Genomic DNA, 25473 nt, shown 5'->3' with positions numbered 1-25473 from the left:
ACGCGGATCACCGCGACCCCTCGATGACCAGGACGCGGATCACCGCGACCCCTCGATGACCAGGACGCGGATCACCGCGACCCCTCGACGACCAGCAGCCGGATCATTGCGTCGGCACCGGCAGGCGGACCGTGAACGCGGATCCGGCGACCTCGACCGTGCCACCGTTGCGGCCGACCGCCTGACCGACCAGGGCCAGCCCGAGCCCGCGCCCGGCCGACTGCTTGGTCGACCAGCCCCGGCGGAACGCCTGCGCGACGTCCTCCAGGCCCGGTCCGCTGTCACTGATCCGCAGGACCAGCTCGCCGTCGAGGACGGCCGCGTCGATGCGCACCCACCGCGGTGGCGGCGCCGCGACGGCCGCGTCGATCGCGTTGTCCAGCAGGTTGCCCACGACGGTCACCAGGTCCCGCGGGGCGACGGCGCCCTCGGGCACGTCGGCGTCCTCGGCGACGAGCAGCTCGACGCCCCGCTCGCTGGCCTGGGTGACCTTGCCGAGCAGCAGCGCGGCGAGGACGGGCTCACGCACCGCGCCGACGACCTGGTCCGTGAGCTGCTGGGCGGCGGCGATCTCCGCGGACGCGAACTCCAGCGCCTGCGGCGCCCGGCCCAGCTCGATCAGCGACACGACCGTGTGCAGCCGGTTCGCCGACTCGTGCGCCTGCGCGCGCAGGGCCTCGGCGAAGCCGCGCACCGAGTCGAGCTCGCCGGTGAGGGCCTGCAGCTCGGTGTGGTCGCGCAGGGTCACCACGGTGCCGAGCTCGACGTCGTCCCACCGGGCCGGGGCCTGGTTGACGACGAGCACCCGGTCGCCGGTCAGGTGGATCTCGTCGGTGCGCGGCTGCCCGGCCGCGAGGGCCAGGGCGAGGGGTTCGGGCAGGCCGACGGCGCCGATCGGCCGCCCGACCGGGTCACCGTCGAGGCCGAGCAGCCGGCGGGCCTCGTCGTTGGCCAGCTGCAGCCGGCCCTGCCGGTCGAGCAGCAGCAGCCCCTCGCGGACCGCGTGGAGCACCGCGTCGTAGAACTCGTACATCCGGGCCAGCTCGGCCGGGCCCAGGTCGTGCGTCTGGCGGCGCATCCACTGGCCGACCAGCCAGGACCCGGCCCCGGCGAGCAGCAGCGCGACCGCGGCGGCGCCGGCCAGCAGCGGGAACTGCTGGCGCAGCCCGCGACTGACGGTGTCCAGCAGGATCCCGACGCCGACCCGGCCGCGGACCTGACCGCCGTCGAGGATCGGCACGACCGCGCGCACCGACCGGCCGAGCGTGCCGGTGAACGTCTCCGTCACCGGCGCGGTGGCGGTGGCGCCCTCGATGTGGCCGATGAACCGGCCGCCGATCTGGGCCGGGTCCGGGTGGGTGTACCGGATGCCGGCCGGGCTCATCACGACCACGAACCTGGTGCCGGTGTCGACGCGGATGCGTTCGGCGATCGGCTGGAGCACCGCGGTCGGGTCGGGCCGGCTGAGCCCGGCGAGCACCGCCGGGTCGTCGGCGACGGTGCGGGCGACGGCGAGGACCGTCTCCTGCGCGACGGCCAGGCTGTTGCGCCTGGCCTGCAGGTACGCGCCCGCGATGCCGCCCGCCATCAGCACACTGATGATGACGGTCTGCACCGCGAGGAGCTGCCGTGCCAGACTCCAGCGCCGCGGGTGGAACACATCGCCCGCCTCAGGTCACATGTACGTAATGAACGAAATAGTGACCTGAGTCACCGTTATCGGCAACCTCGTGGCATGTCCACCTCCGCTGACACCCCCGCCGCAGCTGTCGCGCCGAAGCGCGACCGGACGCACTATCTCTACCTGGCCGTCATCGTGGCGGTCGTCGCCGGCATCGCCGTCGGCCTGCTCGCCCCCAAGGCCGCCGTCGAACTCAAGCCGCTCGGCACCGGCTTCGTCAACCTCATCAAGATGATGATCGGCCCCGTCATCTTCTGCACGATCGTGCTCGGCGTCGGCTCGGTGCGCCGGGCGGCGCAGGTCGGCCGGATCGGCGGCCTGGCCCTCGGGTACTTCCTGGTGATGTCGACCGTCGCCCTCGCCATCGGTCTGGTCGTCGGCAACCTGCTGCACCCCGGCGCCGGGCTGCACCTGACCGCCGCGACCAAGGCGGCCGGCGCCAAGGCCGCGGCCGGCGGCTCCGGCGGCACCGTCGACTTCCTGCTGGGCGTCATCCCGACCACGCTGCTGTCCGCGCTCACCTCCGGCGCCGTGCTGCAGACCCTGCTCGTCGCCCTGCTGGTCGGCTTCGCGTTGCTGGCCCTTGGGCGGTCCGGCGAGCCGATCCTGCGCGGCGTGGAGCACCTGCAGCGGCTCGTCTTCCGCGTCCTGGCCATGATCATGTGGCTGGCGCCGATCGGCGCGTTCGGCGCGATCGCGGCGGTCGTCGGCGGCAGCGGCTGGAAGGCCCTGACCGCGCTGCTGCAGATCATGTTCGGCTTCTACCTCACCTGCGTGATCTTCGTCGTGCTCATCCTCGGCGTGCTGCTGCGGGTGATCGCCCGGACGAACCTGTTCGCGCTGCTGCGGTACCTCGCCCGCGAGTTCCTGCTGATCCTGTCTACGTCGTCGTCGGAGTCGGCGCTGCCGAGGCTGATCGCGAAGATGGAACACCTCGGCGTGTCCCGGACCGTCGTCGGGATCACCGTGCCGACCGGCTACTCGTTCAACCTCGACGGCACGGCGATCTACCTGACGATGGCGTCGCTGTTCGTCGCGGACGCGGTCGGCCGCCCGATGTCGATCAGCCAGCAGATCTCGCTGCTGGTGTTCATGGTGATCGCCTCGAAGGGCGCCGCCGGGGTGACCGGCGCCGGGCTGGCGACGCTCGCCGGCGGCCTGCAGGCGCACCGCCCGGACCTGGTCGACGGCGTCGGGCTCATCGTCGGCATCGACCGGTTCATGTCCGAGGCCCGCGCGCTGACCAACTTCGCCGGCAACGCGGTGGCCACGGTGATCGTCGGCTCCTGGACCGGAGAGTTCGACCGGGAGCGCTCACTCGCGGTGCTCGGCGGCGCGCTGCCCTTCGACGAGGCGACCATGCTCGACGCCGAAGAGCCCGCGTCGGTACCGGAACCCGTGCCTGTCCCGTCCCAGCTGTCCGCAGTGGACGGTTGAGAGGTCCCGCCGGCCGGCCAGCAAGGGGCCGGCCGGCGGCGAGGTCAGGGCCGGTCGATCCGCCGGCGGGCCGTGATCGCGGCGACCGCGGCGGCAGCGACCAGCAGGAGCGCCGGCACCGGCGCCCAGAGCGGCGCGACCCGCAGCAGGACCGCACCCACGACGGCACCGCACAGCAGCGCCAACAGCCGGGACGCACCGCCGAGCCCGGAGCGGAACCCGTGCGGGTCGAGGACGCCGGCCCGCACGACGCCGGTCAGGGTGCCGGTGAGGTAGGTGGTCGACGCGTCACGGACCCCGGAGCTGATGGTCACGACGCTCTGCACCCCCATCGCCACCACGCTGAACGCCAGCAGGGCCAACGCCGCCCCGCGGCCCGGCTGCCCGCCGGCGGCAAGCCAACCGGCGGCGACCCCGCCCAGCAGCACCGCCTCACCGACCGCGACCGCCCCGAAACCCCGGCACCGGCCCGAAGCCCACCGCCGCGACCAGGCCGTCCCGGCGGTCCCGGCGGTCCCGGCCGGGGACGCTGACACCGGGCGCCGGAGCGCGGCGGTCGCGGCCGCCACGCCGAGGGCGTAGCCGGCGACGCCGGTGCCGGCGCCGGCCGCCAGCCAACCGTCGGCGGCGGCGATGGCCCGGCCGAGTTGCACCAGGTTGCCGGTCACGACACTGGCGAACACGCCACCCAGCCGGGCCACGCAGATGGCGTCCAGGCAGCCCGCCGCGGCGGCCAGGCCGGCGAGCAGCCAGCCGACCGCAGGGTCCGACGGTGGTTCGCCCGGCCGGTCGCCGCCGCCCTGCTCGGGTGCCTCCACCGGCGGTCCGTACCCGCCGCCGCGAACGGCATGCGCGGCGCCGCGAACGGCGTGCGCGGCGCCGTGACGGCGTGCGCGGCGCCACGCGCGGCCGGGCATCTTCCGACCGATTCGGGGAAGGTCCGGCCGGACAGCGATGGCGAGGACCGCCGGGGGTGGTGGGTGCCGGTCGATCCGGACTATCTGTGGCAGGCGCGGCAGCTGCAGGCGTTGTCCTTCGCCGTGCACATCCCGCTGGTCTGTTTCGGCATCGCGTTCCCGTCGATGGTGCTGTTCTGCGAGTGGCGGTCGCTGCGCACCGGCGATCCCGTGCTCGCCACGCTGGCGCGGCGCTGGTCGAAGGTGATGCTGGCGCTGTTCGCCGTCGGCGTGGTGACCGGCACGATCCTGAGCTTCGAGCTGGGGCTGCTGTGGCCGGAGTTCATGGCCAGGTTCGGCGCGGTGTTCGGCCTCGGGTTCACCCTCGAGGGGTTCTCGTTCTTCACCGAGGCGATCTTCATCGGGATCTACGTGTACGGGTGGGACCGGCTGCCGCCGCGGCTGCACCTGCTGTGCGGCGTGCCGGTGGTCGTGGCCGGGGTGACCGGCTCGCTGTTCGTCATCGCGGTCAACGGCTGGATGAACCATCCCACCGGGTTCACGATGCGCGACGGCGTCGTCGTCGACGCCGACCCGTGGGCGGCGCTGTTCGGCAACACCTACTTCTGGCACGAGTTCGTGCACATGTACTTCGCCGGGTACATCGTCGCCGGGTTCGCGGTGGCCACGCCGTACGCCTGGGCGGTGCTGCGGGGGCGCCGGGGCCGCTACGAGCGCACCGCGCTGACCGTGGCGATGTCGACCGCGGCAGTCGCCGCGCCGCTGCAGGTGATCGTCGGCGACTGGGCCGCCCGTGAGGTCGCGAAGCACCAGCCGGTGAAGCTGGCCGCGCTGGAAGGGCTCGGCCGGACCACGCGCGGCGCGCCCGAGCACCTCGGTGGCTGGTTCAACGGGCACGAGGTGGTCTACGGCATCGAGATCCCGCGGCTGCTGTCGCTGCTGGCGCTGCACAACCCCAACGGCACCGTCATCGGCCTGAGCGCGGTCGGCGCGGACGACATCCCGCCGGTCAACGTGGTCCGGTTCGCGTTCCAGACGATGGTCGGCATCGGCACGCTGCTGGCGCTGCTGGGTCTGCTGTTCCTGTACGTGCGGCTGCGGCACCGGCGGCTGCCCCGGTCGCGCTGGTTCTACCGGGCCGCGGTGGCGGCCGGGCCGCTGTCGGTCGTGGCACTCATCGCCGGCTGGGTCACCACCGAGGTGGGTCGCCAGCCGTGGGTCGTGTACGAGGTCATGCGCACCACCGAGGCGGTCACCGGCGCGTCCGGGATCCCCGTCGGGTACGGCACGCTCGTGGTCGTGTACCTCGGGCTCGCCGCCGCGGTCGGGTGGCTGCTGCGCAGGTTCAGCCGCATACCCCTCGACCTGCCCACAGAGCTGCCCGCCGAGGTGCCCGACGATGGCTGAGGTCCCGATGGTGTTCATCCTCGCCGGGCTCGCCGCGTACACGGTGCTGGCCGGCGCGGACTTCGGCGCCGGCCTGTGGATGCTGCTGACCCGTCCCGGCCGGGCCGACCCCGCCGTGACCCGCGACCACGCCCGGCACGCCATGGGGCCGGTGTGGGAGGCCAACCACGTGTGGCTGATCTTCGTGCTCACCGTGTGCTGGACCGCGTATCCGGTCGCGTTCGGCTCGATCGCCTCGACGCTCGCCGCGCCGCTGTTCATCGCCGCCGTCGGGATCATCCTGCGTGGCGTCTCCTACGCGCTGCGCGGCCAGGTCGGCGGGGCCCGTGGCCGGCACCTGGTCGAGTCCCTGTTCGCGTTCTCCTCGATCCTGACGCCGTTCGCGCTGGGCGCCGCCGTGGGCGGCATCGCCTCGGGCCGCGTCCCCGTCGGCAACGCGGCCGGTGACCTCGTCACGAGCTGGCTCAACCCGACCTCGGTCGTCATCGGCGCGCTGGGCGTGGCCACCGGCGCCCACCTCGCCGCGGTCTACCTCGCCGCCGACGCGCACCGGCTCGGCGAGCGGAGCCTGGAGCTCGACTTCCGGGCCCGCGCCCTCGGCTCCGGCGTGGTCGTGGGCGCTCTGGCCCTCGCCGGCCTGCTCGTCGTGCGCGCCGACGCCCCGGCCCTGTACGACGGCCTCACCCGTGGCTGGGGTGCGGTGATGGCCGGCAGTTCCGCCGCCGCCGGACTGGTGACGCTGGTGCTGGTCCAGCGGCGCCGCTTCGGCCCGTCCCGGGTCACGGCGGCGCTCGCCGTGGCGGCCGTCCTGGCCGGCTGGGCGGCGGCGCAACGACCGAGCATCCTGCCGGGGCTGACCGTCGAGGAGGCCGCCGCCGGCCGGGCCACGCTGCTCGCCGTCGTCGTCGCCGTCGTCGCCGGCGCGGTGGTCCTGGTGCCGTCGCTGGCGCTGCTGTTCCACCTCTACCTGCGGGGCCGCCTGGATCCGGTGGCCGGGCCCGATGTGACGGTCGGGAGCGGGCCGGCGGCCGGTCACGAGACCCACCACCGGACGGCGCGGGCCGTCGTCGCGGCGGCCACGCTGCTCGCGGGTGTGGTGCTGACCAGCGTCGTCGGCTCCGGCTGGCCCCTGGTCCTCGGCGTCGGCTGCCTGATCGTCTGCGCCGTCGCCACGTTCGGCCTGGCAACCATCGACATCGACGAGGAAAGGAGCAACGGCCGTGCCGCACTCCGACGAGAACCATGACCCGGCAGCTCGACGCACCCAGAGTGAACAGCCGGTGACCAAACACCTCGTCGTGGAGGTGCGTCGGCGCGGCTGACGCGACCGGCGATCCATCGATGTGCCCGCTCATGCGTTGCGGACGTGCGTAAGATCGAGGCGCTGCCCACATCGAAGGCGGGATGCGGGCCATGGGCGTAGGTGATCGATATCCGGCGGACGTGCCGGGGCTGGGCGTCGGCGGAGCGGCGAGCCCGGCCGAGCCCGTGCGACGCGCCCTTGCCGCGTTGGCCGAGTCCGCCGCCGTGCAGGCACGAGCGGGTGCCGCCGTGGCCGCCGCGGTGGACACCATGTCGGCGATCGCGGCCCGGCACGGCCACCGGTTACGCGGGCGCGGCGCCGTCCAGGACGCCGCCGCCAGGAGCGTTGCGGCCGGGCAGTCGGTGTCGCGGGTCTTCACCGCCGGCGGCGTGCGACGCGTGCGCCAGCTGGTCGCGCACGTCGGCCGCGAGGCCGGCCTCGTCGAGCGGCTCCTGCCGGGCTTCGTCCTGGCGGTGCAGGAGCTGCTGACCAACGCGGTCCGGCACGGCGGCGGCTGGGGACGGATCCGCCTGTACCGCGACGGCGACGTCCTGGTGTGCGTCGTGACCGACCACGGCCCGGGCTTCGCCGGGGACCTCAAACGGTTCGGCGGGCTTCCCCCGGTCGACTCCGAAGGTGGACGTGGCCTGCTGCTGGCCCGGCAGATCGCCGACAGCTTCCACATCGGCACCGGCCCGGCCGGGGCGACGATCACCGTGACCATGAACCTGCCGCCCGGGACCGAGGTCTGACGGAGCCCGCCATCGGCAGCGGGTCGCCGGGCGTACGCTGACCGGCGTGGATCAGGAAGACCGTATCGCGCTGTTCCTCGACTACGAGAACCTCGCGCTGGGCGCACGCGACCATCTCGGCGGCATGTCGTTCGACTTCCGGCCGATCGCCGACGCCCTGGCTGAGCGGGGGAGGGTGGTGGTGCGCCGGGCGTACGCCGACTGGTCCTACTTCGACGAGGACCGCCGGATGCTGACCCGGTCCCACGTCGAGCTGATCGAGATGCCGCAGCGGATGGGCGCGTCGCGGAAGAACGCCGCCGACATCAAGATGGCGGTCGACGCGATGGAGCTCGCCTTCGAGCGCGACTACATCTCGACGTTCGTGCTGTGCACCGGTGACAGTGACTTCACGCCGCTGGTGCACAAGCTGCGCGGGCTCAACAAGCGGGTCATCGGCGTCGGGGTGGAGAAGTCGACGTCGGCGCTGCTGCCACCGGCGTGCGACGAGTTCCTGTACTACGACCGCCTGGAAGGGGTCGAGGTGCCGGCCGCCCGCACCCGCGCGCCCCGCGCGCCCCGCGTCGCGGAGCCGCAGCTCGCGTCGCCGCCGCCGGCGCCGGAGGCGCCGCAGCCGGTCCGCGACAGCGACGCCCTCGCGGTGCTCGTCGCGCAGACCGTCGCCGGCCTGCAGGGCAGCTCCGGCGGTGAGGTCACCGCGTCGTCGCTGAAGCGGACCCTGCTGCGCAAGGACCCGACGTTCAGCGAGTCGGACTACGGGTTCCGCGCCTTCGGGGAGATGCTGCGCCACCTCGCCGACCGCAACGTGATCGAACTGGCTGACGGCCCCGCCAAGGGCGACCCTGGGGTGGCGCTGCCCGAGCACGGCGACCAGGAGGCGGCGTTCGCGCTGCTGCGATCCGTCGTGCATGACGTCACCACCGGTGACGCCGGGGTGGCGCTGTCCGGGTTGAAGACCCAGGTGCGCCGGGTCCGGCCCGACTTCAGCGAGAAGAAACTCGGTTACCGAACGTTCCTGCAGTTCTGCAAGGCGGCCGCCACCAGCGGCGCGGTGCACCTGCGGTGGAGCGCCGAGGCCGACGACTACTTACTGACCGTATAAGCGGGGCAGTGGGACGCCTGCCGGTTTTGTAGGATCTGCGGCGATCGATCATCACTCGACGCTACGGACAGGTAGGGCGTATGGACGAGGACGACCAGGATCGCACACCGCCGAAGGACATCACTGACAGTGCGTCGGGGGAGCCCACCGAGGAGCCGGGTCCAGCGCCCGCCGACCTGTCGGCGACCGACGATGCCGTCACCGCTGCGGCCGCCGGCGACGTCGCGCACTCGACGGCCGTCGGGGCGCGCAAGCGGCGGCGCCGCAAGATCCTCCTCAGGTCGGCCGCGGCCCTCGTCCTGATCGCCGCCCTCGGCCTGGTCGGCGTCACGTACTACTACGACAGCGTCGCGCTGCCCGTGGACGTCGCCATGCAGCAGGCGACGACGATCTACTACGCCGACGGGGCGACCCCGATGGCGCGCATCGGCGACACGAACCGCACGGTGCTGCCCTTCGACCAGATCCCGCTGGACGTGCAGCACGTCGTCGTCGCCGCGCAGGACGAGACGTTCTACACCAACAGCGGCGTCGACTACTCCGAGGCCGCCGGGGCGCTGTGGAACCAGGTCACCGGCGGCGACACCCGGGGCGCGTCGACGATCAGCCAGCAGTACGCGCGGCAGTGGGCCGAACTGGAGGGCGCGTCCTTCGGTCGTAAGGCCCGCGAGGCGGTCATCGCGACGAAGCTCAACGAGGCGTACACCAAGGATCAGATCATGACGATGTACCTGAACATCGTCTACTTCGGCCGGGGCGCGTACGGGATCCAGGCCGCGTCACTGGCGTACTTCGGCAAGCCGGCGAAGGACCTGACGATGGCCGAGGGCGTCGTCCTGGCCGGGCTGATCGACAACCCCGAGGGCACCGAGGGCAAGGGCAGCCCGTTCGACCCGACGGTGGACGCCAAGCAGGCCCGGGACCGTTTCGACGCCATCAAGCGCACGGTGATCAAGCTGAACTTCGTGCGGTCGGAGGACGCCGACCAGAAGCTGGCGTACCCGGCGAAGGTGCTGACGGCCGCGGAGGCCCGCGCCAACTCGATCACCGTGCAGGCCGGCCTCGACAAGGCCGAAGGGCTCATCGTCCACCACGTGCTCGGCGAGGTCGCGGCGCTGACCGACCCGAAGACCGGAGCGCTGCTGTACGAGGGCACGGGCCCGGAAGGTAAGAAGCACTTCGACCGGATCCGCAACGGCGGCCTGAAGATCGTCACCACGATCGACAAGACCGTGCAGCAGATCGCGGTCCGCGAGGGTAGCCGCAACGCCGAGTCGAACCTGGACGGCCAGCCCGGCAACCTGCAGGCGGCCATCGTCGCGGTCGAGCCCGGCACCGGAGCGGTGAAGGCCTACTACGGCGGTGACAGCGGCAACGGCGGCGACTTCGCCGGCTCCTACCGCGACCCGGTCCTGGGCGCCGGGGAGGACTCGTGCTGCGGCGGTCACCCGGCCGGCGCGAGCTTCCAGCCCTACGCGCTCGCCACGGGCCTGATGGCCGGCTACTCGACCGACTCGTACTGGAACGGCGAGTCGCCGCAGGAGTTCCCGGCCAGCGGCCGCGGCGCCCAGAACCCGATCCGCAACGCCGGTGAGAACAACGCGGCCGCGCCGTTTTGCCGTTCGGGCTCCGCGAAGTGGTGCACCTTGGATGAATCCACCGTGCTGGGGATCAACACCCCGTTCTTCGGGCTCGCCGAGAAGGTCGGTCCGGCCAAGGTGATCGACACGGCCCGCGCCGCCGGGATCACCGAGATGTGGGCCACCGTCCAAGGTGGCGGCGTGCGAAAGGTCGACCTGACGCAGAACAAGGGCTCCGACGTGTTCCCGAAGTTCTTCAACACCGACGTCGCCATCGGCCAGTACCCGGTGACCGTCCTCGACCAGGCCGGCGGCATCGCCACCTTCGCCGCCCGTGGCGTCGCGGCGAAGACCCACTTCCTCAAGGAGGTGTGGGAGAACGGCAAGAAGACCTACGGCGAGGTGATCAACCCGAAGCGCATCCCGGGCTTCACCGAACCGATGGCCGACGACCTCAACGCGGTCCTGCAGGGCGTGCCGCTGCACTACGGCCTGAAGCTCAAGGACGGCCGCCCGGTTGCCGGCGCGACCGGGGCCTGGCAGCTGACGCCGGGCTCCGCCGACAACGCCCACGCCTGGATGGTCGGCTACACCGCCTACGACCCCGCCACCAAGTCGAACGGCCTGGCGGTCGCGGTCTGGGTCGGCAACAAGGCGCAAGAACAGAAGATCGTCGACAAGAGCGGCAAAGCCATCATCGGCGGCACGCTGCCCGGCATGATCTGGCGCGATTTCCTCGGCGACGCCGTCATCGCGCTGAAGACGCCGATTGTCACGTTCCCCGCGAAGCAGGGCACCGGCGACAAGACGGTCGGCACGGGAGTGTCACCCGGCCCCTGAGGCCGTGATCGTCGGCCCGTGGACCCGCGACCGGGTTCACGGGCCGACGTCGTATTCGGCGTCGTTGTTGCCGACGTCCGGGTCCGTGTAGTCGTCTGGAGTCCAGACCTGCACCACCCAGTGCGGCCAGTCGACGTTCGACGGGATGTCCATGGTGACGGTCAGGGAGAACTCGGCGCCGGCCTTGAGCGGCAGGCCGATGCACAATGCGGCGGCCGTGGCTCCGGGGGACAGGGAGACGCAGCCGTATCGGCTGGTGACCGTGGCGTTTCGCGGGATCGGCAGGTACAGCCACCAGCCGGGTGCCTCGATCGCGCTGTTGTTGCGCACCGTGACGGTCAGGTTGCCACGACGCATGCCACCGCCCAGGTCGGTGAAGGCGGAGCGTTGCCAGCCCTGCACGGCCAGGTCGACGCCCGTCGGGAGCTGCGGGAACGTGGTCGGCCCGCCGGTCTGCCGGAAGGTCCGGCCGTCCCAGGTGTAGGTGCGCCACTGCATGGCTGTCTGATTCGACGGCGGCCTCGTGCAGGCGTCCGGCCGCGTGTCGTCGGAGACCAGCAGCTTCACCGCACCCTTGACCACGGGCTGCACGCTGCACACCGCTCGCAGGTCGTCGTCCTGGGCGGCGACCTGCCCGACGGTCCGCAGCGCGCCGGTTGCGTCCCGCCGGACCGCCACGACCTGGAACGTGACCGCATCCTGGATCGTGCAGTTGAGATGGATCACGGCCTCCTTGGCGCCGTCATGGTCGACGTCGACGTCCGCCACCTGCTGGATGATGACCGTGCCGTTCGGGCCGCGGTGGGCACCCCCGCTGAATCGTGTCGGGCCCGACACGCATGCGCTCGCCGCCTCGCCGCGCCAGGCCGGCAGGTCCAGCGTCGATTCGGAGAGCTTCTCGACGGAGGTCTCGGTGCTCCCCGTGTTCGTGCCGACGCCCGAGGTGTCGTCCCCGCCCGGACCCGCGCGCAGGACGGCGAACGTGCCTGCCACGGCGAGCGCGACGGCCGCCGTCGTGGCGATCTTCACGCGCCGGTGGCGGGTGTCCAGCCGGCGGTACAGGTCGGCCGGGCCGGGCGTGGTGACGTGCGGGGTGACGTCGCCGCGCAACGCCGCGAACGCGTCGACGAGTGGGTCGCGAAGGTCAGACATCCTGCGGCTCCTCGGCGAGTTGTCCGGCGAGCGCGAGGCGGCCGCGATGCAGCCAGGTCTTGACGGTGCCCTCGGGGATGCCTTCCTGCTCGGCGATGTCGCGGACCGAAAGGTCGGCGAGATAGAACAGGATCAGGATGCGGCGCTGCCGCCGCGGCAGGGTGGCCAGCGCCCTGGCGAGTGCGACCCGGTCCGGTTCCGGCCCGGGCACGTGTTCCTCACGGTGTCGGCGGGCGAACCGGGCCGCGGTGCGGGCCTTGCGCCAGCGGCTGGTGGCGAGGTTCCAGGCGACCTGCCGGACCCAGGTCACCGGGTCCTGGTACGCCGAGATCTTCTCCCACCGCACGAGCGCCCGGTAGAACGCCTCCTGCGCGACGTCCTGGGCGGCGTCAAGATCGTTGGTGTAGGCGAAGAGCTGGATGGTGACCGCCTGGAACGATGAGGCGTAGAAGGCCGCAAAGCTGACGTGCCGGTGTGGACGGTCGTCGGCCGTGCGCGGATCGTCGTGCACCGTGACCACGGCGTCCTCTCGCTCGGCCCAATGGCTGCACGAGTATCACGCGCGACACGACCCGCGGGTTTCAAGGAATTTCCGGCCCCGGTTGATGCCGGGTGATTGATGTCACGCCGCTGCGTTGAAACCCGCAGCCAGCCCGCCATCAGCGCAAACCCGCCCTCCGGCGCCCTTCGCCGGGGCCTCTTCCGCCCCGCCGCGGCAATCCCTACCGTTCGGTCTGCGGGCCCGGCGACGACCGTGGTGCGTGCAACGGGGGTGATCCGGACCGGTGACGTGCCGGTCCGGATCCGCGCGGCGTTGCCGGCCCGGTCAGGCCACCGTGAGGGGAAGGACGTGCTTGCGGAGCGCGGCCAGGAACTGGGCGGGGTTGGTGAAGGCGCAGAAGTGGCTGGCGCCGTCGATGAGCTCCAGCTCCTTGCGCGGTGCCTGGACCCGGTCGAAGTACTCGACCGCGGGACCGGTGAGGGTGACCACGTCGCTGGCGCCCTGGAACAGGAAGAACGGGATCTCGAAGGTGGTGCCCAGCGCGTCGGCGTCGAACCGCATGAACTGCTCGAACATCGCGTCGCGGACCGCGCCGAAGCCCTTGAGCCAGTTCCACGCGTCGATGAGAGAGTAGTCCGGGTTCTTCAGCAGCAGCGGCATGATCAGCTTCATCACGACGTTGGGGCTGGTGGGGTCCTTGGCCATGGCCCACTGCATGCGCACCAGCCAGTCCTTGACGGTCCATGCGGCCGGGTCGGGGTCGACCTTGGTGAGGGCGGCCACGCCCCGCTTGTCGCCGGCGGCGCGCAGCCGCTGCAGGGTGTCCTGGTAGCCCTGGCGTTCGTTTTCGAGCATGCTGACGTAGAAGTCGGTGCCGACGTAGGCGTTGAACAGGTCGGGCCGGCGCTGCGCCATCGGCAGCCCGATGATCGTGCCCATCGAGCCGGCCATCAGGGTGAGCCGGTCGGTCGCCAGGTGCCCGCGCAGGAACTCGCTGACCTCGATGCCGTCGTCGATCGCCCGCTCGAAGGTGAGCTCACCGGGGCGCGGGGCGCCGTTGCGGCGCAGGGTCTTGCCGCAGCCGCGCCGGTCCCAGTGCACGACGGTGAAGTCCTGCTCCCATTCGCGCAGCACCGGAGTGAACAGCGAGTACGGGGAGCCGGGCCCGCCGTGGACGACGAGCAGGACGGGGTTGTCCCGGTTCTGGCCCTTGATCTGCACCCACTGCTCGACGCCGCCGACCGTTACGTACCGACCCTCGTTGATGTTCATGCCGCTACGGTACACACGTGTCACACGATTGTGCAAGACGGGTGTGTGAGACGTACTATCGGCGCATGGGCAATCGGGAGAAGCTGGTCGACGGCGCGTTGACGTGCCTGCTCACCAAGGGATTCGCGCGGACGACGGCACGGGACGTGGCCACCGCGGCCGGTGTCAGCCTGGCCGCGATCGGCTACCACTTCGGCACGACCGAGGCGCTGCTCAGCGTCGCGCTGGTGCGGGCCATGGAGCAGTGGGGGGAGGAGCTGGAGCGCGCCCTGGCCAGCGAGGAGGACCGGGCGCTGTCCCCGCAGGACCGCTTCACCGCGATCTGGCGCCGCGTGATCGATTCCGTCGGCACCAACCGGCCGCTGTGGGCCACCCAGTTCGAGGTCCTCACCCAGCTGGAGCGCTCCCCGGAGCTGCGCGAGAAGTTCCTCGGCAACGCCCCGGAAGGCGCCGGCGGCAACGCCCAGGAGCAGGCCCAGTTCGGCCTGGCCGCCCTGTTCGACGGCATCGATCCCGCAGCCGAGCCCGAGCTGGCCCGCCAGGTCGGCGCGTTCTACCAGGTGCTGCTGACCGGCGTGGTGGCCCAGCATCTCGTCGACCCCGAGCACGCGATCTCCGGCGAGGACCTCCTGGTCGCCATCCGCGCGGTCGCGTCCCGCCGCTGATCTACCGGGCTTCCGGGTTCGTCTCGATCCGGGCGATGAGTGCCTTCAGCCGCCCGACCTCCTCGGCGAGGGCAACGTCGCCGGCGGGCGTCAGCGTGATCCAGGTGCGGCCGCGTTTCCCGGCGTACCCCTTCTCGAGCTCGATGAGGCCGGCCGCCTCCAGGACGCTCAGGTGTTTGGAGAGGTTGCCGGCGGTGAGGTCCAGCTGGGTGCGCAGATAGCCGAACTCCGCCCGGCGGGCCTCGTGCGCGATGGTGAGGATGCCCAGCCGGACCCGCTGGTGCACGACCTCGTCAAGGCCGGTGACCGGGTGCTGCTCGGCGGTCACCGGTGCCGCCGGCGGGCGACCGCGAAGCCGATGGCGCCCAGCAGCAGCACCGTGCCGTTGATGACCTGCGCCGGCAGGAACTCCGTGCGGTCCGCCCAGGCGAAGTGCACGCCGAAGGTGACCGGCACCAGCACCACCGCCAGGTATCCGAGCGTGAACACCAGCAGTGCGACGTTGCGCTCCAGCCGGGCCAGCACCAGCAGCGCCACCCCGATCGTGCCCCACGGCGCGGTCAGGCGGTCCAGCAGCAGCACCCAGTAGGGGAACTGATGCGGACCGAGGAACAGCCGGGCGAGGATCCACGCGGCGGCGAACCCGACGGTCAGCGCGCCCCCGGTGATCGCGTAGGGCAGCACCCGCGTGCCCAGCCCCCGGGCCCGGGCGACCCGGACGTAGCAGACGGCGATCGCCGTGTACGCCAGCAGCAGCGCCGGCGGCCAGTAGAACACCGCGCCCCGGCGCCAGGTCGTGCACACGGAGGCGTCCGCGGGCCGCACCAGGTCCGCGGCGGCGCCCGGCTCGCAGCGCACGTCCAGGCCGTAGTAGTCGATCGGGATCGCCGCGAACGTCACCGCGGCCAGCACCAGCAGCGCCACCCAGGTCACCCGCTGGTCGACCCGCACCCGGCGGGCGAGGGCGCGCACGTCCGCCAGCAGCCGGCGGGGGTCGCCGGCGGCGGGCGCTGAATCAGTGGTCATGCCAAAAGGTTTGCACAGCCAACTGATTGGCGCCAGTACCAAATTCCAGGAGCCGGGTGTGGAGCGCTGTCGTGGTTGCTGTGGCTGTCCAGCACAGCGCGAGCGGGTTCGATATCCTGCACCGACAATCGACGACGGGGATCGATGGAATTCGGGGTACTGGGCCCGCTCACGGTGATCCGTGACGGCCGGCCGCTGCGCGTCGAAGGGCTGCACAGCCAGCGTGTGCTGGCGGGGCTGCTGCTGGACGCCGGCCGGCCGGTCAGCGTCGGGCAGCTCATCGACCTCGCCTGGGACGAGCCACCGGCGACGGCGCGCCAGCAGCTGCGCACCGCCGTGCACCGGCTGCGGCGCACGCTCGGCCCACCCGCCGGGCCGTCCCTGCGCACCGTCCGCTCCGGGTATCAGCTCGACCTCGCCGACTGCCGGTTCGACGTCGCCGAGTTCACCACCGGCGTGGCCGGCGCGCGCCGGCTCGCGGCCGCCGATGCCCTCGCCGCGGCGGCGGACGCGTTCCACGCCGCGCTGGCACTCTGGCGGGGCGAGGCGCTCGCCGGCCTCGCCGGGGACGCGCTCGCCCGGCACGCGACCAGGCTCGACGAGCTGCGGCTGGCCGCGACCGAGGAGTGCGCGGAGGTCGAACTGCGGCTCGGCCGGCACCGGCGGCTGGTCCCGCAACTGCGGCAGCTCACCGCGGAGCATCCGCTGCGGGAGCGGTTCGCGGTCCTGCTGATGACGGCGCTCATCCACGACGGGCAGCGACCCGACGCCATCGCCGTGTATCAGGAGCACGCCCGGCGGCTCCACGACGACCTCGGCATCGACCCGGGCGACGCCCTGCGCGAGGCCTACCTCGACGCGATCGGCCGGCCGGCGGCCGGCGACCCGGTCACGTCGGCACCGCCCTCCGGCCCCCCGCCGTCCGACCCACCGCCGTCCGGGCCGGCGCCCCGCCACCTGCCGCGAGCGCCGCGCCGGCTGATCGGCCGCGAACCCGAACTCGACCGGATCGCGCACGCCGGCCAGCACCCCGGGCCCGGCCCACACGTCGTCGTCATCGACGGCATGGCCGGGGTCGGCAAGTCCGCCCTCGCGCTCACCGCCGCCCGGGCCGCGCAGGCCCGGTATCCGGACGCGCACCTGTTCATCGACCTGCACGGCCACAGCGAACACGAGCCCGTCACCACCCACGACGCCCTGGGAATCCTGCTGCGGCAGCTGGAGGTCGACCAGCGCTCGATCCCGGACAGCGGCCCCGAGCGGGTCGCGCTCTGGCGCCGCCGGCTGCAGGGGCAGCGCACGATCGTGCTGCTGGACAACGCCGCGGGCAGCGCGCAGATCGATCCGCTGCTCGACCTCGACGGCCCCGGCCTGGTCCTCGTCACCAGCCGGACCCGGCTCGCCCCGATCGACGGCGCCACCTGCCTGTCAGTGGACCTGCTCGACCAGCGCGACGCGGTCGCCCTGCTGCGCGACACCGCCGACGACCGGGTCAGCGCGGATCCCGTCGCCGCGGCGGCGATCGTCGAGCTGTGCGGGCGGCTGCCGCTCGCCGTCCGGCTGGTCGGCCACCGGCTGCGGCACCGGCCCCGCTGGACGATCGACATGATGGCGACCCAGCTGGCGGACGCGGCCCGCGCCCCGATCGCCATCAGCGCGGAGGGCACCAGCGCCGAGGCCGCGTTCGACCTGTCCTACCGGCAGCTGCAGCCGAGGCAGCAGCTACTGTTCCGCCGGCTGGGTCTGCACCCGGCCGGGACGTTCGAGGTGTGGGCGGCCGCCTCGCTCGCGGACCTGCCGATGGAGGAGACCACGGACCTGCTCGACCGGCTCGTCGAGGTCAACCTGGTCCAGGCGGACATCCCCGGGCAGTACCGCCTGCACGACCTGGTCCGGGCGTTCGCCGCGAGCCTCGTCACCGAGCCGGAACGCGCCGCCGCGGTCGAGCGGATGCTGCACGGCTACCTGTACGCGATGGACCGCGCCGGGCACCACCTGATGGTGACCGCCCGGGCCGCGGTGCTGCCGGTGCCGCCGGCGCCGTACGGGCCGGTGTTCGCCGACGATGCGGCCGGCGCCGCGTGGGCGTTGGCGAACTGGCCGCGGCTGATGGAGCAGGTCCGCATCGCGGAGCAGGCGGCGGCGCACGGCTACACCGCCCGGTTGGCCCTGATGGCACTGCACTCCGCTGACGTCTTCGGACTGAGCGCCGACGGGCTCCGGCTCGCCGAGCAGGCGATCGCCGCCGCCGAAACGCTCGGTGAGGACGCACTCGTCGCATCGGCCAACCACCTGGCGGGCGGGCTGTATCTGCGGCTCGGCCGGTACGCGGACTGCCGCGCCAGCGTCGAACGGGCGATCCACCTGTACCAGCGGCTCGGCAACCAGGAACTCGCCCGCAACCTGCGGAAGAACACGATCATCCTGCTCCGGCACGAGGGCCGCCATCTGGAGGGCGTGCGACTCGCCGTCGACGTGTGCCGGGTGGCGCGCGAGCAACACGACCCGGTGGGGGAGGCGATCGCCCGGGTCGAGAGCGCCGCGACGCTGCATCAGCTGGGCCGGCACCTAGCGGCCCAGCGGGAGCTGATCGCGGCCGTGCCCGTGCTGCGTCTCACCGGCCATGCGCTCAGCGTCGCGCTGGGCTGGCTTGGCAGCGTCAACATCGCCCTCGGCCAGCACGCCGCGGCCGGGGTGGTCCTCACCTGGGCGATCAACCTGAAACGCCAGCTCGGCAACCTCGGCGGGGCGGCCGAGACGCTCAGCGACTACGGCCGGCTCCTCACCGCGAACGGAGACCCGCAGGCCGGGCTGCGGTTGCAGCAGCAGGCCTACGACCAGGCCTGCGCCCTCAGCGACGGCTACTTCGAACCGATCATCGCCAACCACCTCGGGGAAACCCTCACCGTCCTCGGCCGCGGCGAGGAGGCCCTCACGCTGCACGGCCGGGCCCTGCACGAGGCGAGGCGGCGGCAGTGGCCGTATGAACAGGCCCGGGCCCACGCCGGCATCGCCGCCGCGCTGCTGCGCGGCCGCCCCGAGCGGGCGGCGGCCGAGCGGGCGACGGCCGTCGCCCGGCTGACCGCGCTCGGCATGAGCGCTGAGGCCGCCGCGGACGTGTGCGACCTGCCGGCGCGCAACCGGGACCGCTACGAGCGGACCAGGCTCCCGCCACGGGTGATCGGGTGACGCCGGTCAGTCCGGCAGGTCCGCGTCGTGGACGAGCAGCGCGACCTGCACCCGGTTGTTGAGGTCCAGTTTGGACAGCAGCCGGGACACGTGGCCCTTGGCGGTGGGCACGCTCATGCCGAGCTCGGCGCCGATCTCCGCGTTGGACAGGCCCCGGCCCAGGGCGAGCGCCACCTCGCGTTCGCGGCCGGTGAGCGCGGTGAGCCGCTCGCGGGCCCGGGCCCGCCGCGGCCCGGCGAGGGGGTCGGCGACGTGGTCGATGAGCCGGCGGATGACCGCGGGGGACAGGATCGCCGCCCCGGCCGCGACGGTGCGCACCGCCGCGATGATGTCGCGGGGCGGGGTGTCCTTGAGCAGGAAGCCGCTGGCGCCGCCGCGGAGCGCCTCGAGGACGTAGTCGTCATCGCCGCACCGGGGTGCGTCGCGTCGCCGAGCGGCAGCATCAGCGCGCCGTAGCCGGCGGCCAGACCGACCGCGACGGCGTCGGCCACCGTGTTGCGCCGCGCCGACCGGGGACTGTCCGCCGGTTCGGGCACGAGCAACGCGAAGAGCATGGCCGCAGCTTACGAGGTGCACCACCCCGGCTGGGACCTACCAAAGTCGTGCCTGGCTCCCCGTCCATCGGCCGATGTGTCGCGGGATCCGGGTCTGCCATGCTCGGCCGGTGACGGCGGGTGTCGATGGATTCAGGGCGGCGACGTTCGACGCGGTGCGGCGGTGTCTGGGGACGCGGCCACGACGCAGGACGGTGGGGGTCACCCTGCTGCTGGCGCTGGTGGCGGCCGAGGTGCTCGTCGCGGCCATGAAGCCCGAGGAGCTGACCTTCGCCACGATCAGCGACCCGGTGCAGAGCCTCATGTCGGTCACCGTGCCGCTGCTGGGCATCCTGGTGGTCAGGGACCGGGAGCGGCTCCTGTCGACCCTGTGGGCCGTGGTGCTGCTGGCCGCCGGCCTCGGCGCGTTCGGGGCCGTGGCGTGCGCGGCGTTCACGACCCGCGGCAGCGCGCCGGACCCGTGGCGGCACGCGGCCACCATCGCGCTCGGCAGCGTGCTCGTGCAGGTGCTCGCCGTGCTGGTCGGGACCGGCCTGGGACTGCTGGTGCGGCCGGTGCCGCTGGCGTTCCTGGCCACCTTCGTGCCGCTGCTGCTGTGGCTGGCGCTGCGCGCGGCGCCCGGGTCGACGGAGGACTGGCTGACGCCGTACCCGACCGCCCGGCACCTCCTGTCCGGCGACATGAGCGGCCTGGCGTGGCCGCAGTGGCTGACGGTGTTCCTGATCTGGGGCGTCGCCCTCAACGTGCTCGGCGCGAGACGCCCCTGGCACACTTGATCGGGTGAACGCCGTCCTCCGAGCCGACCGGGTGCAACGCGTCGAGGCCGGCGACAGCTTCGTGGACATCCAGCTTCGGTGATCAGCGGACTGTACGAACTCGCGGCCGACCCGATCGATGTCGTCTGCCCCCGCTGCGGGCGCCGGGCCGTGAGCACCGCGCGGCCCACGGCGAGCCGATGGGTGGCCTACTGGCCGCGCCGGCTCACCTGCGGCCAGTGCGGTCACGTGGCCGCGTGGGAGCCGCGCGGCGCGACCTCGGTCTGGGGTGCGCCGGTCGACCCGTTCTTCCAGGTGCCGCTGTGGCTGCGGGCCGAGTGCTGCGGCGGCCACACGCTGTGGGCGTTGCACCGGGGGCACCTGGACCTGCTGGACGACTACGTCGGCGCGAAACTGCGCACCGACGGGCCGGGCATGACGCTGACGGCCCGCCTGCCGGCCTGGCTGAAATCGGCGAAACACCGCGCGGAGATCCTGCGCGTCATCGACCGGCTCCGGCACACGCTCGCCGACTGAGCCGCCGGCCGGTTGCGGTTGCGTCGCAGAAGGGTGGCGGACCGTCAGGTGCCCGCCGCCGTGGCCGATGAGGCGCTCCGTGACCGCCGACCAGCGAGCCCCGTTGCGTCACGTCGCGGCCGTCGTCGGCCTCGCGGCGGTCGGCGCGCTGTGGTATGCCGTCTGGCTGGCCACCGGAGCCGGCCCGGCCGCCGTGTCGTACCTGGTGTTGCCGGTCGGCGCCACGGTCGCCACCCTCGCGGTCCGGGACCTGCTGCGCCGCGCCCCGCTGACCGACCCGGCCCGCGGTTTCTGGCGGTTGATGCTGGCGGCGCTCGGTTGCGTCAGCGTCGGGTACGCCGTCCTCGCCGCGGCCGCGTTCCGGGACACCTCGATCCTGCCGGCGATGCCGACCGCGGCGGCGGTGCCGGCAGGCGCCGGGTTCCTGGTCGCCATGTGGGCGATGGTGCGGGTCCCGCTCGGCATCACCAGCGCCGCCGAACGCTGGCGGCAGTGGCTGGACCGCTCGATCGCGTTCCTCGGCTGCGGCACGGTGCTGTTCCACTTCGGCCTGGCCCCGATGCTGACGGCCCCGGGACGGTGGAGCACCCAGACGATCGTGCTGCTCGGCCTGTCGTTCGCCCTCGCGGTCGGCGGCATCACCAAGGTCGCCTACATCCGCGGCGGCCCGATCGACCGGTCGGCGCTGCGCCTGATCGGCCTGACCGGGTTCGTCGGCGCCGGGGTGGCGCTGCTGCTGGTGCTCGGCGGTGACCCCGGCACCGTGCCGGCGCAGGCGGTGGTCATGCCGCTCGCGCCGGTGCTCGCCGTGCTCGCCGTCCGGCGGCAGTGGGCGCACACGGCCGCCCGCCGTGGCCGGGCCGGCACCTGGCTGCCGTACGTCGCGGTCGCGGCCGTCGACGTGCCGCTCATCGCCGTCATCCCCGGCGTGCTCACCTGGACCGACAAGCTCGTCATCATCGCGTCGGTGCTGGTGACCGGCCTGGTCACGGTCCGGCAGTTCGTCGCGTTCCGGGAGAACGCCCGGCTGCTCGCCGACAAGCGGGTCACGCAGGAGCGGCTGCAGCACGAGGCGACCCACGACGGCCTGACCGGCCTGGCCAACCGCGCGCTGTTCCGGCAGCGGCTCGGCGCGCAGCTGGAGCACGGGGACGCGACGGTGCTGCTGGTCGACCTCGACGACTTCAAGACGATCAACGACTCGCTCGGCCACGACGTCGGTGACCACCTGCTGATCGCGGTCGCCGACGTGCTGCGGACCGCCGGCGGCGCCGACGGCCTGCCGGTGCGCCTCGGCGGCGACGAGTTCGCGGTGCTGGTGACCGGGGCGACCACGCTCGGCGAGACGATCGCGCAGCGGACCCTGGACGCGTTCACCGGCCCGCTCAGCCAGCACCGGCTGCTGGTGCACGCCAGCGTCGGCATCGCCACCGCACCCGCGGGCACCCCGCTGGACCAGCTGCTGCGCGACGCCGACGTGGCCATGTACGCGGCCAAACAGCGCGGCAAGGCCAACTGGGTGCGCTACCACGACGGCATGGCCCAGCCGGTGGCCGGTCACGCCCAGCTCGGCGGCGAGCTGCGACGGGCCCTCGACGCGGGTGAGTTCACCGTGCACTACCAGCCGATCGTGGCGCTGCGGACCGGCCGGATCGTCGGCGTCGAGGCGCTCGCCCGCTGGCAGCACCCGACCCGCGGGATGATCCCACCGGCGGAGTTCATCCCGGCGGCGGAGAGCACCGGGCTGATCGTGCCGATCGGCCGGTGGGTGCTGCGCGAGGCGTGCCGGCAGGCGGCGGAGTGGCTCGCCGAGTTCGGCCCCGACGCGCTGCAGAAGTTCGGACCCAACGTGTCCGTCCGGCAGCTGCACGACCCCGACTTCGTCGCCGACGTCCAGGCCGCCCTCGCCGACTCCGGCCTGCCCGCCGACCGGCTCGTCCTGGAGCTGACCGAGTCGGCGGTGCTGCGTGGCCAGCAGGTCTCCCGCGCCCTGTTCCAGCTGCACGGCCTCGGCGTCCGCCTCGCCCTGGACGACTTCGGCACCGGCGAGTCGTCGCTGAGCCTGCTGCGCGCGTTTCCGGCCGCGATCGTCAAGCTCGACAAGTCGTTCGTCGACGGCGTCGAACTCGACCCGCCGGGCTCGCCGGAGGCCGACGCCCGGCAGGCGGTGGCGCGGGCCGTCATGCAGCTCGCCCTCGCGCTCGGCCTGGACACCGTCGCCGAGGGCATCGAGAACGGCGCGCAGGCCGACCGGCTGATCGAGCTCGGCTATACCGTGGGCCAGGGATACCACCTGGCCCGCCCGATGCCGGCCGACGGGATGACCCGCCTCCTCGCCGCCCAGCGGGAACTCGTCGCCTGACCCCGATGACTTTCCCGCCCCCGCTTCGTATGCACTGATATGCAGACCAAGACCAACGGTGTCGAGTTGTGCGTGGAGACCTTCGGAGATCCGGCGGATCCGGCGGTACTGCTCATCGGCATCACCATGATGAGCTGGCCCGACGAGTTCTGCGCCGCGCTGCGCGGGCGCCACGTGGTGCGCTACGACCTGCGCGACGCGGGCAGGTCGACATACGCCGACCCCGACGCGCCGGACTACGACCTGCGCGACCTGGTGACCGACGCGTCCCGGCTCCTCGCGAAGCTGAAGCTGGACCGGGCCCACGTGGTCGGGATGGGCGTCGGCGGGTTCATCGCCCAGCTCCTCGCGCTCGACCACCCCGACCAGGTCGCGTCGCTGACGCTGATCTCCACCCGGCCGGTCGCACCCGGCCCCGTCGATCCGGACCTGCCCGACCACGACCCCGAGGTGATGGGGCAGCTGTTCGGGCGTCCCGCACCGGACTGGACCGACCGCGACAGCGTCGTGGAGTACATGACCGGCAGCGCGCGGCTGCTGTCCGGGTCACGGGGCTTCGACGAGCGCGACGCCCGAGCCACGGCCGGAGCGGTGTTCGACCAGGCCGGCCGGACCCCGCAGGCGCAGCGGGCCAGCCACGTCGGCAGCATGTTCGCCGCCGTCGACTGCCGGCCGCGGTGGCGGGAGCGGCTCGGCACGATCACCGCGCCGACCCTGGTGGTGCACGGCGACGAGGACCCGTTCTTCCCGCACGGCAATGCGGTGGCGCTGGCCGCGGAGATCCCCGGCGCCACGCTGCTCACCCTGCCGGGCGTCGGCCAGGGCGTGCCGCGGGTGGCGTGGCCGGTCGTGGTGGACGCGCTGCTGCGTCTCTAGAGCGTCGCTAGAGCTCGGCGCGGCGGCCCTGCAGGAACGTCCGCTCGGTGTCGTTGCCGGCCAGGGTGATCGCCTCGTCGTAGGCGGCGCGGGCCTCGCCGGTCCGGCCGAGCCGGGCCAGCAGGTCCGCCCGCGTCGCCGGCAGCAGGTGGTACCCGGGCAGGTCGACGCCCTCGATCGACGCGAGGGCCAGCGCCGGGCCGTGCACCTCGGCGACGGCGACGGCCCGGTTGAGCAGCACGACCTGGGTCGACGACCGGGCCAGGAGCTGGTCGTAGAGCGCGAGCACCTGGACCCAGTCGGTGGCCGGCCCGTCGGTGTGCACCGCATTGATGGCGGCCTGGATCTGGTACGGTCCGGGCCGGTTGCGCTTGAGGCACCGGCGGACCAGGGCGTGGCCTTCGGCGATCAGCTCCTGGTTCCACAGCGACCGGTCCTGCTCGGTGAGGGTGACGAGCTCACCCGTGGGGCTCACCCGGGCCGGGCGCCGGGCCTCGATGAGGATCAGCAGGGCGAGGAGCCCGAGGACCTCGGGCTCGTCGGGCATCAGGTCGGCGAGCGCCCGGGCCAGCCGGACGGCCTCCAGGCACAGGTCGGTGCGGACGAGGTCGCCGGACGTCGACGCGTACCCCTCGTTGAAGATCAGATACAGCACGGTCAGCACGGGTGGCAGCCGGGCCGGCAGTTCGGCACCGCCCGGCACGCGGTACGGGATGCCCGCGTCGCGGATCTTCTTCTTCGCCCGCACGATGCGCTGCGCGACGGTCGCCTCCGGCACCAGATAGGCCCGCGCGATCTCGGGCACCTCGAGCCCGCCCATGAGCCGCAACGTGAGCGCCGTCTGCGCCAGCGGCGCGAGCGCCGGGTGGCAGCAGGTGAAGATCAGGCGGAGCTGGTCGTCGCGCACGGGTCCTACCTCCTCGGGCTCGTCGGGTTGATACAGCAGCAGCGCCTGGGCGTGCCGGGCCTCGCGGGTCGATTCGCGGCGCAGCCGGTCGATGGCCCGGTTCCGGGCCGTGGTCACGATCCACGCCCCCGGGTTGGGCGGCGGCGTGTCCCACTTCTCCAGGGCCACGGTGAACGCGTCCTGGACGGCCTCCTCGGCGATGCTGATGTCGCCGAGGAGGCGGGCGAGCGTGGCCACGCAGCGTCCGTACTCCGCCCGGTAGATGCCGTCGAGGTCCATGGCTCAGGCGGGCTCGTCCTCGAACGGCCGCACCTCGACCGGGCCCCGGCACGCCTGCGAGCACTGCTCCGCCCAGCTGAGTGCCGCGTCGAGGTCGGCGCAGCGGATCACCCAGAACCCGCCGAGCTGCTCCTTGGTCTCGGTGAACGGCCCGTCGGTCATCGTCGTGTCCCCGGTCCCGGCCAGCACGACGGTCGCGGTGTCCGGTGACAGCAGGCCACCGCCGAAGACCCAGACGCCGGTGCTCACCATCTCCTGGTTGACCCGGTCGACCTGCTCGAACGAGGCCTGCAGGTCATCCCCGGTCGGCATCGGCACGTCGTAGTCGTGGTGCACGGACAACATGTACTGCTTCATCGTCGGCTCCTCGTCGGTGGT

General features: G+C 72.9%; 22 protein-coding genes. 12 read left to right on the top strand and 10 right to left on the bottom strand.

Features of this window, described 5'->3' with window-relative positions:
* Positions 1-103: 103 nt before the first annotated feature.
* A complete protein-coding gene (locus Dsi01nite_RS29910; RefSeq protein WP_239136280.1) occupies positions 104-1660 on the bottom strand; it encodes a sensor histidine kinase in 1557 nt (518 codons plus the stop codon).
* A gap of 75 nt (positions 1661-1735) precedes the next feature.
* Here Dsi01nite_RS29910 and Dsi01nite_RS29905 point away from each other — a divergent pair, with 75 nt between their 5' ends.
* A complete protein-coding gene (locus Dsi01nite_RS29905) occupies positions 1736-3118 on the top strand; it encodes a cation:dicarboxylate symporter family transporter (RefSeq protein ID WP_203849638.1) in 1383 nt (460 codons plus the stop codon).
* Positions 3119-3162: 44 nt separating this feature from the next.
* Here Dsi01nite_RS29905 and Dsi01nite_RS29900 read toward each other — a convergent pair whose 3' ends face one another.
* On the bottom strand, positions 3163-3936 hold the full coding sequence (locus Dsi01nite_RS29900) for a DUF1275 family protein (protein ID WP_203849637.1): 774 nt from the start codon (positions 3934-3936) through the stop codon (positions 3163-3165).
* A 162-nt stretch (positions 3937-4098) separates the two neighbouring features.
* On the opposite strand from Dsi01nite_RS29900, the gene Dsi01nite_RS29895 reads away from it, so the two are divergent.
* The 5 genes from Dsi01nite_RS29895 (at position 4099) to Dsi01nite_RS29875 (ending at position 11019) form a co-directional block, all read left to right on the top strand.
* Positions 4099-5442 (top strand): cytochrome ubiquinol oxidase subunit I, encoded by a 1344-nt coding sequence (locus tag Dsi01nite_RS29895; RefSeq protein ID WP_203849636.1) that lies wholly within the window; start codon positions 4099-4101, stop codon positions 5440-5442.
* On the top strand, positions 5435-6688 hold the full coding sequence (locus Dsi01nite_RS29890) for a cytochrome d ubiquinol oxidase subunit II (protein WP_203849635.1): 1254 nt from the start codon (positions 5435-5437) through the stop codon (positions 6686-6688). Before Dsi01nite_RS29895 ends, Dsi01nite_RS29890 begins: the two co-directional genes overlap by 8 nt.
* 167 nt (positions 6689-6855) lie before the next feature.
* Complete coding sequence (locus Dsi01nite_RS29885) at positions 6856-7497, top strand: ATP-binding protein (RefSeq protein ID WP_239136279.1); 642 nt, start codon at positions 6856-6858, stop codon at positions 7495-7497.
* Between the two features lie 46 nt (positions 7498-7543).
* Positions 7544-8599, top strand: a complete 1056-nt coding sequence (locus tag Dsi01nite_RS29880; RefSeq protein ID WP_203849634.1) for a PIN domain-containing protein — start codon at positions 7544-7546, stop codon at positions 8597-8599.
* Between the two features lie 80 nt (positions 8600-8679).
* Entirely contained in the window at positions 8680-11019 is a 2340-nt protein-coding gene (locus Dsi01nite_RS29875) for a transglycosylase domain-containing protein (RefSeq protein ID WP_203849633.1), read from the top strand.
* Between the two features lie 36 nt (positions 11020-11055).
* On the opposite strand, the gene Dsi01nite_RS29870 is transcribed toward Dsi01nite_RS29875, so the two are convergent.
* The 3 genes from Dsi01nite_RS29870 to Dsi01nite_RS29860 form a co-directional block, all read right to left on the bottom strand.
* Positions 11056-12171 carry a hypothetical protein gene (locus tag Dsi01nite_RS29870; RefSeq protein ID WP_203849632.1) on the bottom strand — a complete coding sequence of 372 codons (1116 nt, stop codon included), beginning with the start codon at positions 12169-12171 and terminating at the stop codon, positions 11056-11058.
* On the bottom strand, positions 12164-12691 hold the full coding sequence (locus Dsi01nite_RS29865; protein WP_203849631.1) for a SigE family RNA polymerase sigma factor: 528 nt from the start codon (positions 12689-12691) through the stop codon (positions 12164-12166). The genes Dsi01nite_RS29870 and Dsi01nite_RS29865 overlap by 8 nt, the downstream gene beginning before the upstream one ends.
* A 306-nt stretch (positions 12692-12997) precedes the next feature.
* Positions 12998-13945: an alpha/beta fold hydrolase gene (locus Dsi01nite_RS29860; protein ID WP_203849630.1), complete on the bottom strand. Its 948-nt coding sequence runs from the start codon at positions 13943-13945 to the stop codon at positions 12998-13000.
* Between the two features lie 65 nt (positions 13946-14010).
* Here Dsi01nite_RS29860 and Dsi01nite_RS29855 point away from each other — a divergent pair, with 65 nt between their 5' ends.
* Positions 14011-14610: a TetR/AcrR family transcriptional regulator gene (locus tag Dsi01nite_RS29855; RefSeq protein WP_203849629.1), complete on the top strand. Its 600-nt coding sequence runs from the start codon at positions 14011-14013 to the stop codon at positions 14608-14610.
* A 1-nt stretch (position 14611) separates the two neighbouring features.
* Here Dsi01nite_RS29855 and Dsi01nite_RS29850 read toward each other — a convergent pair whose 3' ends face one another.
* Both Dsi01nite_RS29850 and Dsi01nite_RS29845 read right to left on the bottom strand, forming a co-directional pair.
* Positions 14612-14938, bottom strand: a complete 327-nt coding sequence (locus Dsi01nite_RS29850; protein ID WP_203849628.1) for a transcriptional regulator — start codon at positions 14936-14938, stop codon at positions 14612-14614.
* The gene (locus Dsi01nite_RS29845) at positions 14935-15636 is read right to left on the bottom strand and encodes a hypothetical protein (RefSeq protein ID WP_203849627.1); all 702 of its coding nucleotides are present in this window, start codon (positions 15634-15636) and stop codon (positions 14935-14937) included. Before Dsi01nite_RS29845 ends, Dsi01nite_RS29850 begins: the two co-directional genes overlap by 4 nt.
* A gap of 144 nt (positions 15637-15780) precedes the next feature.
* Here Dsi01nite_RS29845 and Dsi01nite_RS29840 point away from each other — a divergent pair, with 144 nt between their 5' ends.
* Positions 15781-18825 carry an AfsR/SARP family transcriptional regulator gene (locus Dsi01nite_RS29840; RefSeq protein WP_203849626.1) on the top strand — a complete coding sequence of 1015 codons (3045 nt, stop codon included), beginning with the start codon at positions 15781-15783 and terminating at the stop codon, positions 18823-18825.
* Between the two features lie 6 nt (positions 18826-18831).
* Here the strand turns inward: Dsi01nite_RS29840 and Dsi01nite_RS29835 are convergent, their stop codons facing one another.
* Entirely contained in the window at positions 18832-19404 is a 573-nt protein-coding gene (locus Dsi01nite_RS29835) for a LuxR C-terminal-related transcriptional regulator (RefSeq protein WP_203849625.1), read from the bottom strand.
* Between the two features lie 169 nt (positions 19405-19573).
* On the opposite strand from Dsi01nite_RS29835, the gene Dsi01nite_RS29830 reads away from it, so the two are divergent.
* From Dsi01nite_RS29830 to Dsi01nite_RS29815, 4 genes are all read left to right on the top strand, one after another.
* A complete protein-coding gene (locus Dsi01nite_RS29830; protein WP_203849624.1) occupies positions 19574-20155 on the top strand; it encodes a hypothetical protein in 582 nt (193 codons plus the stop codon).
* Positions 20156-20233: 78 nt separating this feature from the next.
* Positions 20234-20671 (top strand): hypothetical protein, encoded by a 438-nt coding sequence (locus Dsi01nite_RS29825; RefSeq protein ID WP_203849623.1) that lies wholly within the window; start codon positions 20234-20236, stop codon positions 20669-20671.
* 79 nt (positions 20672-20750) lie between these two features.
* On the top strand, positions 20751-23033 hold the full coding sequence (locus Dsi01nite_RS29820) for a putative bifunctional diguanylate cyclase/phosphodiesterase (protein WP_239136278.1): 2283 nt from the start codon (positions 20751-20753) through the stop codon (positions 23031-23033).
* 39 nt (positions 23034-23072) lie between these two features.
* Positions 23073-23909, top strand: coding sequence for an alpha/beta fold hydrolase (locus Dsi01nite_RS29815; RefSeq protein WP_203849621.1), 837 nt, complete (start codon positions 23073-23075; stop codon positions 23907-23909).
* A gap of 7 nt (positions 23910-23916) precedes the next feature.
* Here Dsi01nite_RS29815 and Dsi01nite_RS29810 read toward each other — a convergent pair whose 3' ends face one another.
* Entirely contained in the window at positions 23917-25095 is a 1179-nt protein-coding gene (locus Dsi01nite_RS29810) for an RNA polymerase sigma factor (protein ID WP_203849620.1), read from the bottom strand.
* Between the two features lie 3 nt (positions 25096-25098).
* The gene (locus Dsi01nite_RS29805; protein WP_203849619.1) at positions 25099-25452 is read right to left on the bottom strand and encodes a YciI family protein; all 354 of its coding nucleotides are present in this window, start codon (positions 25450-25452) and stop codon (positions 25099-25101) included.
* Positions 25453-25473 lie beyond the last annotated feature (21 nt).

It is taken from the genome of Dactylosporangium siamense (genome assembly GCF_016862795.1).
GTDB classification, from domain to species: Bacteria; Actinomycetota; Actinomycetes; order Mycobacteriales; family Micromonosporaceae; genus Dactylosporangium; species Dactylosporangium siamense.
The sequence above is the reverse complement of the archived record's forward strand: the minus strand, read 5'-3'. Positions and strand labels throughout refer to the sequence as shown.

Coding starts and splice junctions, on each gene's coding strand:
- Dsi01nite_RS29905 (WP_203849638.1), top strand. CDS start 1,736: ATGTCCACCTCCGCTGACACCCCCGCCGCAGCTGTCGCGCCGAAGCGC.
- Dsi01nite_RS29890 (WP_203849635.1), top strand. CDS start 5,435: ATGGCTGAGGTCCCGATGGTGTTCATCCTCGCCGGGCTCGCCGCGTAC.
- Dsi01nite_RS29885 (WP_239136279.1), top strand. CDS start 6,856: ATGGGCGTAGGTGATCGATATCCGGCGGACGTGCCGGGGCTGGGCGTC.
- Dsi01nite_RS29875 (WP_203849633.1), top strand. CDS start 8,680: ATGGACGAGGACGACCAGGATCGCACACCGCCGAAGGACATCACTGAC.
- Dsi01nite_RS29870 (WP_203849632.1), bottom strand. CDS start 12,171: ATGTCTGACCTTCGCGACCCACTCGTCGACGCGTTCGCGGCGTTGCGC.
- Dsi01nite_RS29860 (WP_203849630.1), bottom strand. CDS start 13,945: ATGAACATCAACGAGGGTCGGTACGTAACGGTCGGCGGCGTCGAGCAG.
- Dsi01nite_RS29855 (WP_203849629.1), top strand. CDS start 14,011: ATGGGCAATCGGGAGAAGCTGGTCGACGGCGCGTTGACGTGCCTGCTC.
- Dsi01nite_RS29845 (WP_203849627.1), bottom strand. CDS start 15,636: ATGACCACTGATTCAGCGCCCGCCGCCGGCGACCCCCGCCGGCTGCTG.
- Dsi01nite_RS29840 (WP_203849626.1), top strand. CDS start 15,781: ATGGAATTCGGGGTACTGGGCCCGCTCACGGTGATCCGTGACGGCCGG.
- Dsi01nite_RS29815 (WP_203849621.1), top strand. CDS start 23,073: ATGCAGACCAAGACCAACGGTGTCGAGTTGTGCGTGGAGACCTTCGGA.
- Dsi01nite_RS29810 (WP_203849620.1), bottom strand. CDS start 25,095: ATGGACCTCGACGGCATCTACCGGGCGGAGTACGGACGCTGCGTGGCC.
- Dsi01nite_RS29805 (WP_203849619.1), bottom strand. CDS start 25,452: ATGAAGCAGTACATGTTGTCCGTGCACCACGACTACGACGTGCCGATG.